The organism is Acinetobacter sp. ANC_7503, from assembly GCF_056780035.1.
The window spans coordinates 13,301-29,343 of sequence record NZ_JBWYJA010000015.1 but is presented as its reverse complement, the minus strand read 5'-3'; the positions used below and the strand labels follow the sequence as shown (position 1 = coordinate 29,343).

19 protein-coding genes are annotated in these 16,043 nt (G+C 38.9%); 10 read left to right on the top strand and 9 right to left on the bottom strand.

Annotated elements, in window-relative coordinates; translation table 11 throughout:
• The first annotated feature begins 123 nt into the window (after window positions 1–123).
• Window positions 124–777, top strand: coding sequence for a LysE family translocator (locus tag AC1M9M_RS13770; RefSeq protein ID WP_481596621.1), 654 nt, complete (start codon window positions 124–126; stop codon window positions 775–777).
• Between the two features lie 120 nt (window positions 778–897).
• Window positions 898–1,227, top strand: a complete 330-nt coding sequence (locus AC1M9M_RS13765; protein ID WP_481592331.1) for a hypothetical protein — start codon at window positions 898–900, stop codon at window positions 1,225–1,227.
• Window positions 1,228–1,265: 38 nt separating this feature from the next.
• On the opposite strand, the gene AC1M9M_RS13760 is transcribed toward AC1M9M_RS13765, so the two are convergent.
• The gene (locus tag AC1M9M_RS13760; protein ID WP_481596620.1) at window positions 1,266–1,694 is read right to left on the bottom strand and encodes a GNAT family N-acetyltransferase; all 429 of its coding nucleotides are present in this window, start codon (window positions 1,692–1,694) and stop codon (window positions 1,266–1,268) included.
• Window positions 1,695–1,715: 21 nt separating this feature from the next.
• Window positions 1,716–2,927: a class I SAM-dependent methyltransferase gene (locus AC1M9M_RS13755; protein ID WP_481596619.1), complete on the bottom strand. Its 1,212-nt coding sequence runs from the start codon at window positions 2,925–2,927 to the stop codon at window positions 1,716–1,718.
• Window positions 2,928–3,030: 103 nt separating this feature from the next.
• Here AC1M9M_RS13755 and trhA point away from each other — a divergent pair, with 103 nt between their 5' ends.
• Together trhA and AC1M9M_RS13745 are read left to right on the top strand one after the other, a co-directional pair.
• Window positions 3,031–3,669 (top strand): PAQR family membrane homeostasis protein TrhA, encoded by a 639-nt coding sequence (gene trhA, locus AC1M9M_RS13750; protein WP_481596618.1) that lies wholly within the window; start codon window positions 3,031–3,033, stop codon window positions 3,667–3,669.
• Window positions 3,670–3,810: 141 nt separating this feature from the next.
• A complete protein-coding gene (locus tag AC1M9M_RS13745; protein ID WP_035267948.1) occupies window positions 3,811–5,121 on the top strand; it encodes an MFS transporter in 1,311 nt (436 codons plus the stop codon).
• A 44-nt stretch (window positions 5,122–5,165) separates the two neighbouring features.
• On the opposite strand, the gene AC1M9M_RS13740 is transcribed toward AC1M9M_RS13745, so the two are convergent.
• Entirely contained in the window at window positions 5,166–6,176 is a 1,011-nt protein-coding gene (locus AC1M9M_RS13740; protein WP_035270000.1) for a metallophosphoesterase, read from the bottom strand.
• Window positions 6,177–6,347: 171 nt separating this feature from the next.
• On the opposite strand from AC1M9M_RS13740, the gene AC1M9M_RS13735 reads away from it, so the two are divergent.
• Window positions 6,348–7,910: a phospholipase D family protein gene (locus tag AC1M9M_RS13735; RefSeq protein ID WP_481596633.1), complete on the top strand. Its 1,563-nt coding sequence runs from the start codon at window positions 6,348–6,350 to the stop codon at window positions 7,908–7,910.
• Between the two features lie 34 nt (window positions 7,911–7,944).
• On the opposite strand, the gene AC1M9M_RS13730 is transcribed toward AC1M9M_RS13735, so the two are convergent.
• Complete coding sequence (locus tag AC1M9M_RS13730) at window positions 7,945–8,739, bottom strand: lysophospholipid acyltransferase family protein (RefSeq protein WP_481596617.1); 795 nt, start codon at window positions 8,737–8,739, stop codon at window positions 7,945–7,947.
• A 378-nt stretch (window positions 8,740–9,117) separates the two neighbouring features.
• Between AC1M9M_RS13730 and hflX the strand changes: the two genes are divergently transcribed.
• Genes hflX through AC1M9M_RS13715 form a run of 3 tightly spaced genes read left to right on the top strand, consistent with a single transcriptional unit; the run spans window position 9,118 to window position 11,550 of the window.
• Window positions 9,118–10,449 (top strand): ribosome rescue GTPase HflX, encoded by a 1,332-nt coding sequence (gene hflX, locus AC1M9M_RS13725; RefSeq protein ID WP_481596616.1) that lies wholly within the window; start codon window positions 9,118–9,120, stop codon window positions 10,447–10,449.
• Between the two features lie 42 nt (window positions 10,450–10,491).
• Window positions 10,492–10,863 carry a hypothetical protein gene (locus AC1M9M_RS13720; RefSeq protein ID WP_092768555.1) on the top strand — a complete coding sequence of 124 codons (372 nt, stop codon included), beginning with the start codon at window positions 10,492–10,494 and terminating at the stop codon, window positions 10,861–10,863.
• Between the two features lie 9 nt (window positions 10,864–10,872).
• Window positions 10,873–11,550 carry an LrgB family protein gene (locus AC1M9M_RS13715; protein WP_035270007.1) on the top strand — a complete coding sequence of 226 codons (678 nt, stop codon included), beginning with the start codon at window positions 10,873–10,875 and terminating at the stop codon, window positions 11,548–11,550.
• A gap of 78 nt (window positions 11,551–11,628) precedes the next feature.
• Here the strand turns inward: AC1M9M_RS13715 and AC1M9M_RS13710 are convergent, their stop codons facing one another.
• From AC1M9M_RS13710 to AC1M9M_RS13690, 5 genes are all read right to left on the bottom strand, one after another.
• The gene (locus AC1M9M_RS13710) at window positions 11,629–12,480 is read right to left on the bottom strand and encodes a symmetrical bis(5'-nucleosyl)-tetraphosphatase (RefSeq protein WP_180028601.1); all 852 of its coding nucleotides are present in this window, start codon (window positions 12,478–12,480) and stop codon (window positions 11,629–11,631) included.
• Complete coding sequence (gene rsmA, locus AC1M9M_RS13705) at window positions 12,481–13,293, bottom strand: 16S rRNA (adenine(1518)-N(6)/adenine(1519)-N(6))-dimethyltransferase RsmA (RefSeq protein WP_035270009.1); 813 nt, start codon at window positions 13,291–13,293, stop codon at window positions 12,481–12,483.
• A gap of 30 nt (window positions 13,294–13,323) precedes the next feature.
• Window positions 13,324–14,292 carry a 4-hydroxythreonine-4-phosphate dehydrogenase PdxA gene (gene pdxA, locus AC1M9M_RS13700; RefSeq protein ID WP_481596632.1) on the bottom strand — a complete coding sequence of 323 codons (969 nt, stop codon included), beginning with the start codon at window positions 14,290–14,292 and terminating at the stop codon, window positions 13,324–13,326.
• 118 nt (window positions 14,293–14,410) lie between these two features.
• Window positions 14,411–14,566: a hypothetical protein gene (locus tag AC1M9M_RS13695; RefSeq protein WP_481596615.1), complete on the bottom strand. Its 156-nt coding sequence runs from the start codon at window positions 14,564–14,566 to the stop codon at window positions 14,411–14,413.
• 80 nt (window positions 14,567–14,646) lie between these two features.
• Window positions 14,647–14,832 carry a hypothetical protein gene (locus AC1M9M_RS13690; RefSeq protein WP_481596614.1) on the bottom strand — a complete coding sequence of 62 codons (186 nt, stop codon included), beginning with the start codon at window positions 14,830–14,832 and terminating at the stop codon, window positions 14,647–14,649.
• A gap of 211 nt (window positions 14,833–15,043) precedes the next feature.
• On the opposite strand from AC1M9M_RS13690, the gene rplM reads away from it, so the two are divergent.
• On the top strand, window positions 15,044–15,472 hold the full coding sequence (gene rplM, locus AC1M9M_RS13685; RefSeq protein WP_035270016.1) for a 50S ribosomal protein L13: 429 nt from the start codon (window positions 15,044–15,046) through the stop codon (window positions 15,470–15,472).
• Between the two features lie 12 nt (window positions 15,473–15,484).
• Window positions 15,485–15,871 (top strand): 30S ribosomal protein S9, encoded by a 387-nt coding sequence (rpsI, locus tag AC1M9M_RS13680; protein ID WP_035270019.1) that lies wholly within the window; start codon window positions 15,485–15,487, stop codon window positions 15,869–15,871.
• Window positions 15,872–16,043 lie beyond the last annotated feature (172 nt).

The window sequence follows — 16,043 nt, the reverse complement described above, 5'->3', positions numbered from 1 at the left end:
CCTTTTTTATTTTATTTATAGAAAGGATATACCTCAATCAATAGAAAAGGCAAACGAAAACGATCACTTTGTGCTTTGTATTTGATTGAAAATGTTCTTACCTTCACAAAAAACAAGATATCCATGTTTGTAGAACAAAACTTTTGCACTTATCTTTTAGCTCTGACTATTGCTGCCGCTGTACCCGGGCCAGGTATGATCACAATTCTAATTAATACAATTAAAAATACCAAAATGCATGGCTGGTTTACTCTATTTGGATTAATCACAGGTGATTTCTTATATTTAACCTTATCTCTTATCTTTATTAAATTTCTTCACCAATTTATAGATCCTAAAATTATTCAGATCATTATCATGATTGGTGCATTTTATTTACTATACATAGCAATACAAATTTGGGCATCCAATATCCGTGAAATGAACCAAAATCATTTCAATTTTTCACCAACAAATAAAAAAATTTACAAAACCTCCTATGGACAAGGCCTACTTGTCACAATGAGCAATCCTAAAACGATGACGTTTTACATTGCACTATTACCCCCATTTCTTTCCGCTAATACCATGTTCAGCTTAGAGCAGATCTTTAGTGTATATGTCGCGACGATGTTCGTCTTAGTTTTGATTGGAGGACTGTATATTTCTTTGGCTATCATCATTATGAAATATTTATGTTCTCAAAGAAAAATGGATATCATTATGAAATTATTAGCATCAATTATGGCATTTATATCACTAAGCCTGATCTATTCGAACATTTCAGCTTTTACATAGTGATCATTAAAATATGCTTATAAATACAACAATATTTTGTTGTGAACATTTCTATATTTCTATTCTGTGTTATAAAGTAACATATTCTCAGATTCATTTTACCCAACTTGGTATAGCATTATGACTGATCACTCTTCACCAGAAAAATCTCCTTGGGGTTGGAAAGCGCTAATTATCGCGATCATTTTAAGTATTATATTTATGGTGATTTTCTATATAGCCATTGAAAATGAACCTGACTATATGCCAAGTAAACAACGAACAGAAACCAGTGAACATCATGCATTCAAAGCATCACCTGTGATGTCTGAAGAAGCAGCAGCAAAAATAGAAGCCAACAAAGCTGCTCAAGCTAGTGCAACTGAACACAATATGACTGAAGATGAACACGCAGCAATGGGCGAACACAGTCATACACATGATGGTGAATCAGGTTCACATAGTCATTGATATTTGTGATGAAAAAACGGAGCATTGGCTCCGTTTTTTTATTCAAGCTGCATCGTCATATAAACATGAGGAATACCACAATCTAAGTATTCCTTACCTTGGGGCTCAAACCCTAAACGTTGATAAAATGGTAATGCATGAACTTGAGCAGAAAGATTCAAGGTTGGTCGCTTTTCCCTTTGAGCAAACTCAATTATAAATTTCATGAGCTCAAACCCAACACCTTTTCCTCGATAAGCCTTTATGACTGCTACCCTTCCAATACTATGGTTTTGAAGTAGTCGAGCCGTGGCGATTGCCTCACCTTCATGGAAAACAACGAAATGAATCGATGTCTCATCTTCCATATCCCATTCGTCTTCAGGTGAAATTAGTTGTTCCAGAATAAATACTTGCTCTCGTATCTGCATCGCGTAGCACTTTAATTGCGACCATGAACCTACTTGAACATCAAAGACAGTACTCATATGTTAATTCCCAAAGGGGTGTTAGCACTTTTCACCAATATTTTGTTGCTCCCACTCACCTTTTAGAAGCAACTCTAATGAGTGCTTTTGAATACCATACATATTTTTTAATGCAATGATTTGATCTAACACTTGCTGATCTGGTGCGTTCAAATCTTTGCGCTTGGTGGCTAAAATCATTTTATTTTTGCTAGTATGTTCCAAAGCCACAAATTCAAAAACTTTAGTCTCGTAACCATAGGCTTTTAACAATAGCGCTCGAATTGTATCTGTCAGCATTTCAGCTTGTTGCCCCTCATGAATACCAAACTGCAACATTGGTTTTAATACAGAGGGACTTTGCATTTGAGGTCTCAACTCTTTGTGGCAGCACGGCGCGCACATAATCATTTGCGCATTCAATCGAATACCGGTATGAATCGCAAAATCAGTTGCTACATCACAGGCATGCAACGCAATCATGACATCGAGTTTTTCAGGCGAGTAAGTTCGTACATCTCCTTGGAAAAAATCTAAATGCTTAAAATCTGATTTACGGGCAACATCTTGACAGAATTGCACCATTTTCTCGTTCAGTTCCACACCTGTAACATAAGGATTATAATCATTTTTTTGTAAGTAGTCATACAGTGCAAAGGTGAGATAACCTTTACCTGAGCCAAAATCGACAACGTTGAGCTGCTGATCAACTTGAATTTGGTTTAATGCGCCTGAGCAAATCTCAACAAATTTATTAATCTGTTTCCACTTACGCGCCATGCTTGGAATAATTTGTTCTTTTTGATCCGTAATACCCAACGGTTGAAGAAAATAACTTTCTTGCTCAACAAAACGGTGTTTTTGACGGTCGTGTGATTTTTCAATGATCTTGGAGACTGAAGCCTTTTTACTTTGAGTTAAGATCGCTTTTTTCTTATTTTTCTTGAGCTGTAACTCGCTGTCCAATGTAAAAAGATTGGCTTGTTTGCATTCACTGACCAATTTACTCACCAACGGATCAGCTTCATCAATTGGAAAATTTTTGGTCACATCTTGAGCTTTAAAGCGATACAGAACATTCAGCATCCATTCATCTTGTAATCGAATCATGCGTAAAGTCATCTTCTCTAAAGCTTCTATCTCGCCCTGATATTGACTCAGAATCATACGATCAAAACGCTGAGAAGCTAATGCTTGATGAAATGCTTCAAGAAATTGTTGCTCTTGCGGGGTGGAAGATGCCGAAACGGTCATAAACAGTGCCAAAAAAAGAAATGCTATTAAATTTTAATGCGTCTTACGCGAAAAGCAAAATTCAATTACGATACAGATGTATAATTAAATGTGTAAGTGAACAATGAAAGCATCTCCTGCTTCGTATGATCCATTAGAAGAAAAAATTAATTTCATCAGTCATGCCATTGGTGCTGTCCTGGCCGTAATAGGTGCCATTTTATTGATTATAAAAGGTGCCGCTTATCCTTTAGCACAATGGATCGGGCTTTGGGTCTATGGACTTAGTTTAGTCCTACTCTTTACGGCGTCTAGTCTTTATCATTTTGCGGAAACACCTGAGCGTCGGGGTTGGTTTAAAAAATTGGACCATACGGCTATTTATTATCTCATCGCAGGAACATATACACCGTTTTTATCTATAGCTTTACCAACGCAAAAAGCTCACTATTTATTAATTGCGCTTTGGGTAATTGCGGCGATTGGCACTTTATTCAAATTGGTATTTATTCACCATTTTCAAAAAATATCGCTTTTTGCCTATCTCGCAATGGGATGGTTAGCATTACTTGTGATCGATGATATGCGCACATATTTATCTGATCAAAGTTTAACCTTACTTATAATTGGTGGCCTTGCTTACACCATAGGCGCATTGTTTTATGCTTTAAAAAAGGTAAGATACACTCACGCTATCTGGCATATTTTTGTATTGATAGGTGCAGGATCACATTTCCTGTCTATTTATCTTTACGTGCTATAACCACTTTAACTACATCGTCTAGCAACCCTAACACCGTAGAGCAAGCTGGTATTTCGTATTTTTTTAAGAAATTACGCCTTTTTTAAAAAGATTACGCTATTAAATCTAAGTTTTTTATTTTTAGTAAGTGTAAGGTCTCTCATGGCGTCTAATACAGCATCACAACAAGCTCAGCCCGCAAACTCTAAAACTCGGGTATTAACTGCAAGCCTCGTTGGTACAACCATCGAGTTCTTCGATTTTTATATTTACGCAACAGCTGCGGTCATAATTTTCCCCTACTTGTTCTTTCCAACAAGCACAGATCCTATGACAGCAACGATTCAATCATTAGCAACTTTTGCAATCGCATTCATCGCACGTCCTATCGGCGCCGCACTATTCGGTCATTTGGGAGATCGAATCGGTCGTAAAGCAACCTTAGTGGCAGCCTTGCTAACCATGGGGCTTTCTACCGTTGCGATTGGTTTACTTCCAACCTATGCGCAAATTGGCATTGTGGCACCCTTACTTTTAGCTTTGTGCCGATTAGGTCAGGGCTTAGGTTTAGGTGGCGAATGGTCAGGTGCAGTTCTACTCGCAACTGAAAATGCGCCAGAAGGCAAACGTGCTTGGTACGGTATGTTCCCTCAACTTGGTGCACCTATCGGCTTCATCCTTGCCACAGGCTCTTTCCTTACGCTTGGGGCATTCATGAGTGAAGAAGCATTCATGTCATGGGGATGGCGTATTCCATTTATTTCAAGTGCCTTATTGGTGATTGTAGGCTTGTGGATTCGCTTAAAGTTGCATGAAACGCCAGCATTCCAAAACGTGCTTGATAAACAAAAAGAAGTGAATGTTCCTTTTGTACAAGTTTTTAAAAAGCATTCAAAAATGCTTGTACTCGGAACGATTGCAGCCATTTGTACTTTCGTAGTTTTTTACTTAACCACTGTATTTGCTTTGCAATGGGGTACAAAACAATTAGGTTACTCTCGTGAAGAGTTCCTACAACTTCAGTTGGTTGCAACGCTTTGTTTTGCAGCATTTATTCCCCTTTCTGCAATTTTTGCGGAAAAGTTCGGTCGTAAAACCACTTCGATCGCGGTGTGTGTAATTTCTGCTATTTTTGGTATTTTCTTTGCGGACATGTTGGAGTCAGGAAGCACACTGATTGTGTTCTTATTCTTATGTATTGGTCTTGCGATTATGGGCTTAACCTATGGTCCAATCGGTACAGTACTTTCAGAAATCTTCCCGACATCGGTGCGTTATACTGGTTCGGCGTTAACATTTAACCTTGCTGGTATTTTTGGTGCATCTTTCGCACCTTTGATTGCAACGAAATTGGCAACTGAATATGGTTTGTCTGCAGTAGGCTATTATTTGACGGCTGCATCAATCCTTTCGCTGATTGCTTTCCTCATGATTCGCGAAACGAAACATGATGATGTGAATAATCAAATTTGATGCTTTCAGCTAATAAAAAAAACCGGCTTAAGCCGGTTTTTTTATTAGCTGAGCTCAATGATATCAATCATCGGTGGTACTCTGAATCTGAATGGGACACCTACCATGCCAGTACCTACGGACACATAAACATTGGCATGTTCATGCTTATATAAACCACGTTTATGACCCAAGATAGACACTTTTTTCATGATGTAATCTGTCAACCACGGAAGCTCCACTTGTCCCCCATGAGTATGCCCTGACAACATCAACGGATGAGTTGGCAATTTTGGCACCATATCCACCGTATCCGGATTATGTGACAGAATTAACCACGGCTTATCTTGTGGTAAATCAGGCATATCCCGCATGTCAGCCTTACCTGCCCACAAATCCCCCACACCAATCAATCTAAACTCATCAAACTCAACAATCTTACCTTCAATATCCATCACCTGATTTGAAGCTAGCGCATCTTTTAATAATGCCTGAATCGGTGGACCTGGATATTGCTCATCATGATTACCATTCACAGAATAGACAGGCGCTTGAATTTCTCTTAATACTCGGAGCTCTTCTGCCAGCTTATTTTCTGGTTCATAGGTCCAATCACCTGCCACAACCACTAAATCTGGTTGAGCTTGATTAATCTTATTCACGATAATTTTCAGTTGTCTTTCATGCCCAGAAAACAATCCAATATGTAAGTCTGCAATTAATGCCACTTTAATCGGATGTTTAAAGGGTTGCGCCGAACTTAACTTGTAACTCAGGTTATTCACTACTACACGATGTGGCTCAATGAAACGTGCATAAATCAATACACTGCTCAACAAGAAAATAAACACACCTTCATGCAATGAAAATATACCTTGCCAAGTAGCAAAAATACTAAAAAACCACAACGGAACAAGTAAATAAGAAAGATAAAATGCCAAGAGATGAACAAAGGCTTTAAATGGATGTATGGTTTCAGTTCGAGATTGGCTCATCCATGCTTGCGTGACTCCCCAAATAGCGAAGAGCGAGAAAATAATATAGAACGCAGCAAGGATGTTATTTGTTGTCCACATATTCAATCTCTTTCATTAAATCAGACGAATAATCTGAGTGGTTCATTTATCTTTTAAATGGTGCTCTTTATACTTTAGCACATTGAGTTCAAAGAATAGATTATGCAAGCAAATCACATGGAAAAGAATCAATCTCAACAATTGAATCGCCAAAAGAAAACATCTTTTAAAATGCGCTTCATTATGAGTTCATGTTTGATTCTTGCTTTACCCGCATGCTCAACTTTACCCAATCAACAAGCTGTTGCACCTCAATATGCGTATGACATCGACACTCATGACACTTCATTGGCGCAAATTGTCGAACCTTTGAAAATTAAGAATCCTGAATTAACAGGTTTTCATGTTTTATATGATCCAATCGAAGCGATAGCTGCACGTTTTCAATTAATTGAGAAAGCCGAAAAAACACTCGACCTTCAATATTACATTTGGGATAACGACCGTGTAGGTGCATTGGCTCTTTATAAAATCATTCAAGCTGCTGATCGTGGTGTAAAAGTCAGATTGTTAATGGATGACAATAACGCTAAGACGATGGAAAGTATTTATCTCGCGCTGGATCAACATCAAAACATTGACGTAAAGTTATTCAATCCTTATAAATTCCGACGCCTTAGACCCGTTGATATGATTTTGGATCTGAAACGTATCAATCGACGGATGCACAACAAAACGTTTACAGCTGACAATCAAATTACCCTGATTGGCGGCCGAAATATGAGTAATCAATACTACAATGTCAGTGACCGATATCAATTTTCAGATGTTGATGTCATGCTTGTCGGTCATGCAGTAAGTGATATTACACACTCATTTGATGAGTACTGGAATCATGAATATGCCTATCCAGTTAAAAATATTGTCAATCATCAACAATATACATTGCGCTATGAAGGTTTAAAACAGCAACTGCAAGAGCACTTTGATGATGGTGCTGTACGTAGTTATGTTGAAATTACTCGTGAATCTCATGATTTTGATCGTTGGCTCAATCAAGAAATTAAGCTGGATTGGGTGAAAGCAGAAGTCATCAAAGATTCTCCTGAAAAAATCAAAGCGAAAGCTAAGAAAGAAGAACATCTCAACTTTCAACTGGTTGAACGCTTAGAGAAACCAGAAAAAAGTGTCGATATCATTTCCGCTTACTTCGTTCCTGAGCGCAAGGGTGAGCAACGTTTAAGTGCAATCGCACAAGATGGCGTTAAAGTTCGTGTACTGACCAACTCTTTTAAAGCCAATGATGTTGCACTTGTACATGCGTTTTATGCGAAATACCGTCAAGATTTACTGCAAAACGGCGTAGAGTTATATGAGTTCCTCCCTGCTTTGCCAGAAGAATTCCAAAATAAAAATAATATTGAAATTTCTAAGCAGTCCAAAGTGAGCCTTAAAGGGCTGAGTCGCTCAAGCCTACATGCAAAAATGATGGCTTTGGATGATAAGCAAGTATTTATCGGATCATTTAATTTTGATCCACGTTCAGCCAATTTAAATACTGAAATAGGCGTCATTTTAAACAGCCAGCCCCTAGCGCAAGCTGTGCATAAAACCATGGATCAGAACCTAAAAAAATATGCCTATAAATTAGTTCTAGATTCACAAAATAATATTAATTGGAAACAAGCGACACCTGAAGGTATTAAAATCTATACCAAAGAACCAAAAATGAAATGGTGGCAAAAAGCAAGCTTGAAAGTTATCTCCTGGTTGCCAATCGAAGGATTCATGTAAAAGCAGGGATCATCATGATCCCTGCTTTTACTGATTAAGCTTTGAGTACTTTTTGATGTAATACTTCCAATCCTTCCTGCATTCTGAGTTGCACTTCTCTCGTTAAGCTTTCAACTGTATGTCCAGTAACATCAATCGTGGGCAAAGCTGTTAAATGTGCAACGACTTGAGGCATTTCCAATACTGCTTTGAGATGCGCTGTAAATCCAATATTTCCAATAAAGGGAGCAACCTGATCTAACTCCCCCTCTTGATTGACATAACAGATTAAACAAACTTGCACTGGTTTTTGAGCCTCGATAGCTGCAGCTAAAAGTCTTCCATGCACTTTTTTGACTTTAGTTCCATCAGTCGTGGTTGCTTCTGGAAAAAATAAGACAGGAATATTTTGCTTCAAAAATTCTGTGATTTGCTCTTTAATACGGACCGAATCTCCTGAACCTCGTTTAATGAACAGTGTTCCACCACCCTTGGCAAGTTTCCCAAAAATCGGCCAATTTTCAATTTCTGCTTTTGCTAAGAAAAATACACGCGCACTCGAACCTAATACAGGAATATCTAACCAAGAGATATGATTGCTCACCCATAATGCGGGTTCACGAGGAATGTTGCCATGTACTTGTAAATCGATATTAAAAACTTTGCATAAGCGACGGCAAAAATGTTGTACATAGCGAGTATTGTTTGGATTATTCGGATTTTTATACATTTGATGCCTAAAAATTAAATAAAACCCTTCAGTGACAGCAGCAGTACCTGAGATGATTTTTTGGCTATATAGCGCTGTTTTTGAAAATAAATTGAGTTTTTTAGGCGTTAATGTTGTCATAAATTATTTCACTGAATAATAACAGGCGTTATCCACTATAGCTCCATTCTATACTGAGCTCACCAGAGATGCATTGATTATAAAAACCGTATACATAGATTTGAAAATTCAATTTCAATTCAAATACCCAATAAAATATAATTTTTAAATCGAATTTATAGATTTAAAAATTATGCAAACTACAACTCAATCACCATCAAATCAAGTCATTCCCATCTGGTCGGCACTCTTCTCATTGGCATCAATTGTCGGTGGCGTCTTTTTATTTATGCTGGCGTTTATACTTATGTTCAAAACTGCTTTAGGTTAATTTAAATCTATTTCCCTCAATTGTTCAATTTCCTCTACACTAGAGTTTTGATGTGGAGTATTAGCTGAGTGGAAGTTACTGGACAAAATCAAGCAAATGAACGTGCGGTCTTGGTGAGTGTTAATGTCCAAATATTAGAAGATCTTGATCAAGAAGAATTTCGTTTATTGGCCAAATCTGCTGGTGCAGAGATTCTTGAACATATACAAGCTCAACGTATTAAACCTGACCCTAAATTTTTTATTGGTTCGGGTAAAGCTGAAGAAATCGCCGAATTTGTTGCAGCGGTAGAAGCTGATATTGTCATTTTCGATCATTCCCTCACACCATCTCAAGAACGTAATCTCGAGCGTGTTATTCAATGTCGGGTCATCGATCGTACTCGCCTTATCTTAGATATTTTTGCACAACGCGCACGCACACATGAAGGTAAACTACAAGTTGAATTGGCTCAGTTAGACCATCTCGCTTCACGTTTAGTGGGTGGTCGCATGGGCTTAGATGGCCAAAAAGGTGGTATTGGTTTACGTGGTCCAGGTGAAACACAATTAGAAACAGACCGTCGTTTACTCCGCCTCCGCATAAACCAGCTTAAAGACAAACTTGAAAAAGTCCGCCAGACACGAATCCAAGGTCGTGCAGCGCGTCAAAAAGCGTCTATTCCAACAGTGTCTCTAGTCGGTTATACCAACGCAGGAAAATCCACCCTATTTAATATTCTTGCTGAAAGTGATGTGTATGCAGCAGATCAATTGTTCGCAACTCTTGACCCAACTTTAAGAAGATTAAATTGGGATGGCATTGGAACATTGGTCTTGGCTGACACAGTGGGATTCGTTCGCAATCTTGCACACTCCTTAGTAGAGTCATTCAAAGCAACCCTTGAAGAAACACTTGAGGCGACTTTGCTTTTGCATGTTATCGATTCAAATAGTCCAGACAAGCTTGAGCAAATTGATGCTGTTGAAAAAGTCCTGAAAGAAATTGGGGCTCAGGTGCCAATATTACGCGTATACAATAAAATTGATCAAACGGGTGAAGAGCCTAAAATCATTTATGCTTCTCCCAATTTGCCTGATCGAGTCTATGTTTCAGCACACTCAAGTCAAGGTTTAGATTTACTGCGACAAGCCGTTCAAGAGTGTTTAATGGGGCAAATACAACAATTTGAACTCACACTCAGACCTGAATATGGCAAATTACGCAATCAACTGTATGAATTAAATGTGATTCAGTCTGAACATTATGATGATCTAGGTCATTTGATTTTAAATATTCAAATTGCGCCACATAAATTAGAGCAACTTATAAAACAAGCACATTTACCAATTGATCAAATTCTTGGTGATAAGGCGCAACAATTTAAAAGACCTTTAGAAGAGTTTGAAATCAAATCATAAATCAGTTAAAACGTGATAAATAATGTTAAAAGTATAATCATGATGCAGTGGATGAAAACGATAGATTGGCCAGCATGGATTGGCACCATAGTGCTTATTATTGGCTTCCGAGAAGGTTCAGTTTGGCTTATGACTCAATTGAATCATCCCGAACTGGGCAATCTTGTCGGGTTGCTTTCCTTACTACTTGTACTGTTTGCTTGGCGTAGATTTGGCACTCTTCCAACCAGAGTTGTCGATGTAAATAATAAAATCATGAAAGAAAGTGCTTTCGCATTTTTACCAATTAGTGCTGGGGCATTGGTTATGTTGGTTCATATGGGTAAAGAAATTCCTCTTTTTTTACTCGTACTCACGTTAAGTACACTTATTCCACTTTGGGTTTACGCCAAAATGGCAAAACGCTGGTTATAGGAGAGAAATATGCTCGCAATTTTAATCGGCTTTGCTATTACGTTATTCGCCTATTTAATTTCAAAACCCTGTAACCGTGTCGTACCACAGATTCCTGTAATTGTATTCGGGATGTTCTTTGTGATCGTCATCTTACTGATTATTGGTATTCCTTATGATCACTACATGAAAGATGTCAATCCGATTTTTGATCATTTATTAGGATACGTCACAGTGGCTCTCGCGATCCCACTTGCAGCAATGCGTTATGACGATTTACCACTAAAAGGCATTTTAGGAATATTAGTGTTTGCTAGTGTCAGTGCTGTCGCATTGCCTATGGGCTTAGCGTATCTACTGCATATGGCAGATTCGACCATTATGGCTTTCGCTACACGTGCAGTGACAACACCAATCGCAATTAATATTGCGACCTTACTCCATGCACCAATTAGCTTAGCCATTTTAATCGTTATTTTATCTGGTGTGATTGGCGCAGCTTTTTCACCACTCATACTACGTCATATTAATGATGAGCGTGCCTCAGGCTTAGCACTCGGTTTAGCAGCCCATGCGATTGGGACAGCTCAAGCTTGGCAACGAGGCAGTGTAGCTGGTCGTTATGCTGCATTTGGTATGGCGGTAAATGCAACGTTTACAGCCGTTTGGCTCCCTACTTTTATTCACTTTTTAAAAGCGACCTCTTGATTTACCCACGATTGAAAATAAAAAAGCCACTGATGAGTGGCTTTTTTATTAGACGAAAACGACCTAAAGTAGATGATTCTATGCAAACATAGGATTATCTACAGCAAACATTTGCTGATCTTCAAGACGATACGCCATTAATTGATTGCCCCAGACACAACCACCGTCAACATTCTGAATATGCGCAGATATTGTTCTGCCCTGTAAGGCAGCCCAATGTCCAAAAATGACTTGATGAGTTTGAGCAGCTTTTGACTCATATTCAAACCATGGCTGATAGCCAGCTGGCATCGGCTCATCTAAAGCGTCTTTAAAACTAAATTCAAGTCGACCCTCTGGATCAGTCAAACGCATACGGGTTAGATAATTCACGATACATCGTAAGCGCTCATGTCCTGTTAAATCATCTGACCATAATGTAGGTTCTTTACCATACATTTCTTTCAAAAATGCATCCAGAACATCAAAATCATCATGCGCAATAACCGTTTCAACCTCTTGAGCAAACTGTTTCACTTGCTCTACTGTCCAAATATGTGGAATACCCGCATGTGTAATGACAATATTTTCATTTGGACATAAACATAAGGGTTGTTTGCGTAACCAGTCGATTAAATCATCACTGTCAATCGCATCAATCACATCACGAGTATTGTCTTTCTCTTTAATCTCTTTAATGCCCCTTGCGCACGCTAACAAGGTCAAATCATGATTACCCAAGACTGTCGCAGCAACGCCTCGATCGACCAGTTTCTTGATAAAACGTAAAGCGCCAATCGAGTTTTCACCACGTGCGACTAAATCACCCGCAAACCATAAAAAATCCTGATCAGGATCAAATTTGATTTCCTTGAGTAACATTTTCAAAGCTTCAAAACAGCCCTGAACATCACCAATCACGTAATTATATCGAATGTTTTCACCAGCCATTTATGCATCTACCATTTGATCTGCAAGTGCAACAAATTGAGCAAGTGTTAATGTTTCTGGACGCGCCATTGGATCAACACCAGCTTTTTCAAATCCTTCCTCTTGCAACATGCCTTTTAAACTGTTGCGAAGTGTCTTACGGCGTTGTGTAAATACATGGGAGACTAAACGTGCCAAGGCTTTTTCATTCTTCGCCACTATTGGTTTTACATCATACGGCTCTAAGCGAAATACCGCAGAAGTTACTTTGGGTGGTGGGTTGAACGAACCAGGTGGCACTTCAAACAAGAATGTCGGTTTACAGTAGTACTGAATCATGACTGATAAACGACCATATTCTTTGGTATTTGGTGATGCCGTAATACGATCGACCACTTCTTTTTGCAACATGAAGTGCATGTCTTTGACCTTGTCACCAAACTCTAAGAGATGAAATAACAAAGGCGTAGAAATGTTATAAGGTAAGTTACCGACAACACGCAACGGACGACCATCAAACAATTCAGTGAAGTCGTAGCGTAAAGCATCAGTTTCCACAATAGTTAAACGTTCAGGATGCGGTACACGACCGGGTAATCCAGCTGCTAAATCACGGTCTAATTCAATGACAGTCAAAGCATCACATTCACCAATTAAAGGCGATGTTAAAGCAGCAAGACCTGGACCAATTTCAACAATATTGTCACCAGTACGCGGGTTCACCGAACGCACAATTTTGGCAATGACACGTTGGTCATGTAAGAAGTTTTGACCAAAACGCTTACGCGTGTGATGCCCTTCATCTTTCGGGTTTAAGGCATTAATCTGATACATAAAGATTTCCAACGTGTAATTAAGACAAGATCACTGACGCGCTAAATCGAGCGCTAAGTCCACAGCCACATGTAAGCTCGAGCTTTTCGCAAGTCCAGTACCTGCGAGGGAGAGTGCTGTGCCATGATCGACAGAGGTGCGAATAAACGGCAAGCCCAAAGTAATATTAATGGCTTCACCAAATCCTTGCGATTTTAACACAGGTAATCCCTGATCGTGATACATGGCTAAAACTGCATCGGCATCTTTTAAATTTTCTGGTGTAAATAAGGTATCTGCAGGCAGACATAAACTCATGTCTATCCCTTGCGCACGATAGCGTTCAAGTACAGGATTAATCACTTCGATCTCCTCCACTCCTAAATAACCATCTTCACCTGCATGAGGATTTAAACCGCACACCAAAATTTTGGGAGATTCGATTTTAAATTTTGATCTTAAATCATGAATTAGAATGTCGATGACCTGATGCAAGCGCTCAGCTGTAATCGCATCCGCAACCGCACGAAGGGGTAAGTGCGTGGTTGCAAGTGCAACACGTAAGGTTTTGGTTGCCAGCATCATGACCACGCGTAATACACCAGCAAACTCTTGGTAAAACTCAGTGTGACCACTGAAATGAATACCTGCCTCATTGATCACTGACTTTTGTACAGGTGCTGTCGCCACGCCAACGCTTTTACCTGACATCGCATAGTCTGCAGAACGGCGGAGTTGTTCTAAGACATAACTCGCATTTTGAACATTTAACTCACCCAGTACTACACTTTCATTTAAAGGAATATGTTCCACATAAAGCTGACCCACTTTTGACGATGTTTGTTGCCCTTGATACTCAATCACTTCAACTTCAAGATGAAGTTTTTCTGCACGTTGCTTGAGCATTTGTATATCAGCAAGCACGACGAGTGGACGCTCATCCAAACGTTGCGCAAGGCTTAAACAGATATCAGGACCAATTCCAGCAGGCTCACCGCTGGTGACATACAAAGGAAGCATAACGATCATCATTCAAGGATTTTTATTATTTTAATACAGATCGAATGTACGATGTTCAACAATACCAAAATGGTAAAATCTTAGCCCTCTGATTTTTTTAATCGTTCTTTTGAGTCTTTTAGCGCCAATCCATACGAAATCTTGCATCTAATAGACCCAAAGCATGAGCGACTTCGGATACACATACAATCACGATGACGAAGAACAAACCCAACAAAAGAATGCGTCCAATCGTTGAACGCGCTGAATAAAATGCTGAATCTTTAATGCACAAGAAACCAAAGCCACCGATTAAATAGATGATCTAAGGGAAAATCATAAAATGTGCATACATTGAATATATAAGAATGACACTTAAAACATCGATTCCATAAATAGCGCCAAACACCATGCTAACACTAAATATATTCCGAGAAAAATGAATAAAAATCCGGTCAAAAATTTCGTCACCTTGCTCACTTTGATTTGATCATGGCGTGAAGATAAATCTGAATGACGAACAGGAGGAGAGAAACGATCATTATTATTTTGTGAACTCATCAAAACTCCGAGCTATTATTATGATTATTTCCTCATTACAAACGAAATTGATTAAATAAACCGCTATACTTTTCAATCTAAATTAAATAGAATATGCCCCTCGAAATCTTAATATTTTGATTGTGGTTCTAGTGTTTTTCCGCTAGAATTCGCTCTCCTTTTTGTTTGGACAGATTCCACCGTCCAAACCAACTATAATAGGTAGTGGTTAATGAAAACTCTCAGCGCTAAGCCAGCTGAAGTTCAACACGACTGGTACGTTGTTGATGCTTCTGGCAAAACTTTAGGTCGTCTTGCGACTGAAATCGCACGTCGTTTACGCGGTAAGCACAAAACTTCTTATACTCCTCACGTTGACACTGGTGATTACATCGTAATTATCAATGCTGAGCAAGTTCAAGTAACTGGTAATAAGTCACTTGATAAGAAATACTATCGCCACACTGGTTTCCCTGGTGGTATCCGTGAAACTAACTTTGAAAAATTAGTTGCTCACAAGCCAGAAGAAATCTTCCAACGCGCTGTAAAAGGCATGTTGCCAAAAGGTCCTCTTGGTTATGCTATGATCAAGAAAATGAAAGTGTATGCTGGTGCTGAGCATCCTCACACAGCTCAACAGCCACAAGTTTTGGACATCTAAGGGATACAGCACATGGCTACTAACTATGGTACAGGTCGCCGTAAGACCGCAACTGCACGTGTTTTCCTATCTGCTGGTACTGGTAAACTCGTTATTAACAACCGTTCTTTAGAACAATACTTCGGTCGTGAAACTGCTCGTATGGTTGTACGTCAACCACTAGAGCTTTTAGATGCTACTGAGAAATATGACCTTTACATCACTGTTGCTGGTGGTGGTATCGGTGGTCAAGCTGGCGCAATCCGTCACGGTATTACTCGTGCATTGATCGCTGCTGATGAAACTTTAAAACCTGCTCTTCGTCAAGCTGGTTTCGTTACTCGTGATGCTCGTGAAGTTGAACGTAAGAAACTTGGTTTACGTAAAGCTCGTAAACGTCCACAATTCTCTAAACGTTAATTCGTTTTCCGAATTCGGACAAAAAAACCTTGGCTTATGCCAAGGTTTTTTTTCATCTTTATATTTTCCCTTACTCATGAAAATCAGTCGTACACGATACTTTAAAATGAATATTAAACGCTGATATCAATAAAAAGACGCTAGTTTTTATTGCTCTATTTTGACTGACTTA

Excerpts from the sequence above, each read along its gene's own strand:
- rsmA (WP_035270009.1), bottom strand. The coding sequence starts at position 13,293 with ATGTATCAGATTAATGCCTTAAACCCGAAAGATGAAGGGCATCACACG.
- AC1M9M_RS13745 (WP_035267948.1), top strand. The coding sequence starts at position 3,811 with ATGGCGTCTAATACAGCATCACAACAAGCTCAGCCCGCAAACTCTAAA.
- AC1M9M_RS13720 (WP_092768555.1), top strand. The coding sequence starts at position 10,492 with ATGCAGTGGATGAAAACGATAGATTGGCCAGCATGGATTGGCACCATA.
- AC1M9M_RS13710 (WP_180028601.1), bottom strand. The coding sequence starts at position 12,480 with ATGGCTGGTGAAAACATTCGATATAATTACGTGATTGGTGATGTTCAG.
- AC1M9M_RS13770 (WP_481596621.1), top strand. The coding sequence starts at position 124 with ATGTTTGTAGAACAAAACTTTTGCACTTATCTTTTAGCTCTGACTATT.
- pdxA (WP_481596632.1), bottom strand. The coding sequence starts at position 14,292 with ATGCTTCCTTTGTATGTCACCAGCGGTGAGCCTGCTGGAATTGGTCCT.
- AC1M9M_RS13760 (WP_481596620.1), bottom strand. The coding sequence starts at position 1,694 with ATGAGTACTGTCTTTGATGTTCAAGTAGGTTCATGGTCGCAATTAAAG.
- trhA (WP_481596618.1), top strand. The coding sequence starts at position 3,031 with ATGAAAGCATCTCCTGCTTCGTATGATCCATTAGAAGAAAAAATTAAT.
- AC1M9M_RS13740 (WP_035270000.1), bottom strand. The coding sequence starts at position 6,176 with ATGTGGACAACAAATAACATCCTTGCTGCGTTCTATATTATTTTCTCG.
- AC1M9M_RS13715 (WP_035270007.1), top strand. The coding sequence starts at position 10,873 with ATGCTCGCAATTTTAATCGGCTTTGCTATTACGTTATTCGCCTATTTA.
- AC1M9M_RS13730 (WP_481596617.1), bottom strand. The coding sequence starts at position 8,739 with ATGACAACATTAACGCCTAAAAAACTCAATTTATTTTCAAAAACAGCG.
- AC1M9M_RS13755 (WP_481596619.1), bottom strand. The coding sequence starts at position 2,927 with ATGACCGTTTCGGCATCTTCCACCCCGCAAGAGCAACAATTTCTTGAA.
- rpsI (WP_035270019.1), top strand. The coding sequence starts at position 15,485 with ATGGCTACTAACTATGGTACAGGTCGCCGTAAGACCGCAACTGCACGT.
- AC1M9M_RS13690 (WP_481596614.1), bottom strand. The coding sequence starts at position 14,832 with ATGAGTTCACAAAATAATAATGATCGTTTCTCTCCTCCTGTTCGTCAT.
- AC1M9M_RS13735 (WP_481596633.1), top strand. The coding sequence starts at position 6,348 with ATGCGCTTCATTATGAGTTCATGTTTGATTCTTGCTTTACCCGCATGC.
- rplM (WP_035270016.1), top strand. The coding sequence starts at position 15,044 with ATGAAAACTCTCAGCGCTAAGCCAGCTGAAGTTCAACACGACTGGTAC.
- AC1M9M_RS13765 (WP_481592331.1), top strand. The coding sequence starts at position 898 with ATGACTGATCACTCTTCACCAGAAAAATCTCCTTGGGGTTGGAAAGCG.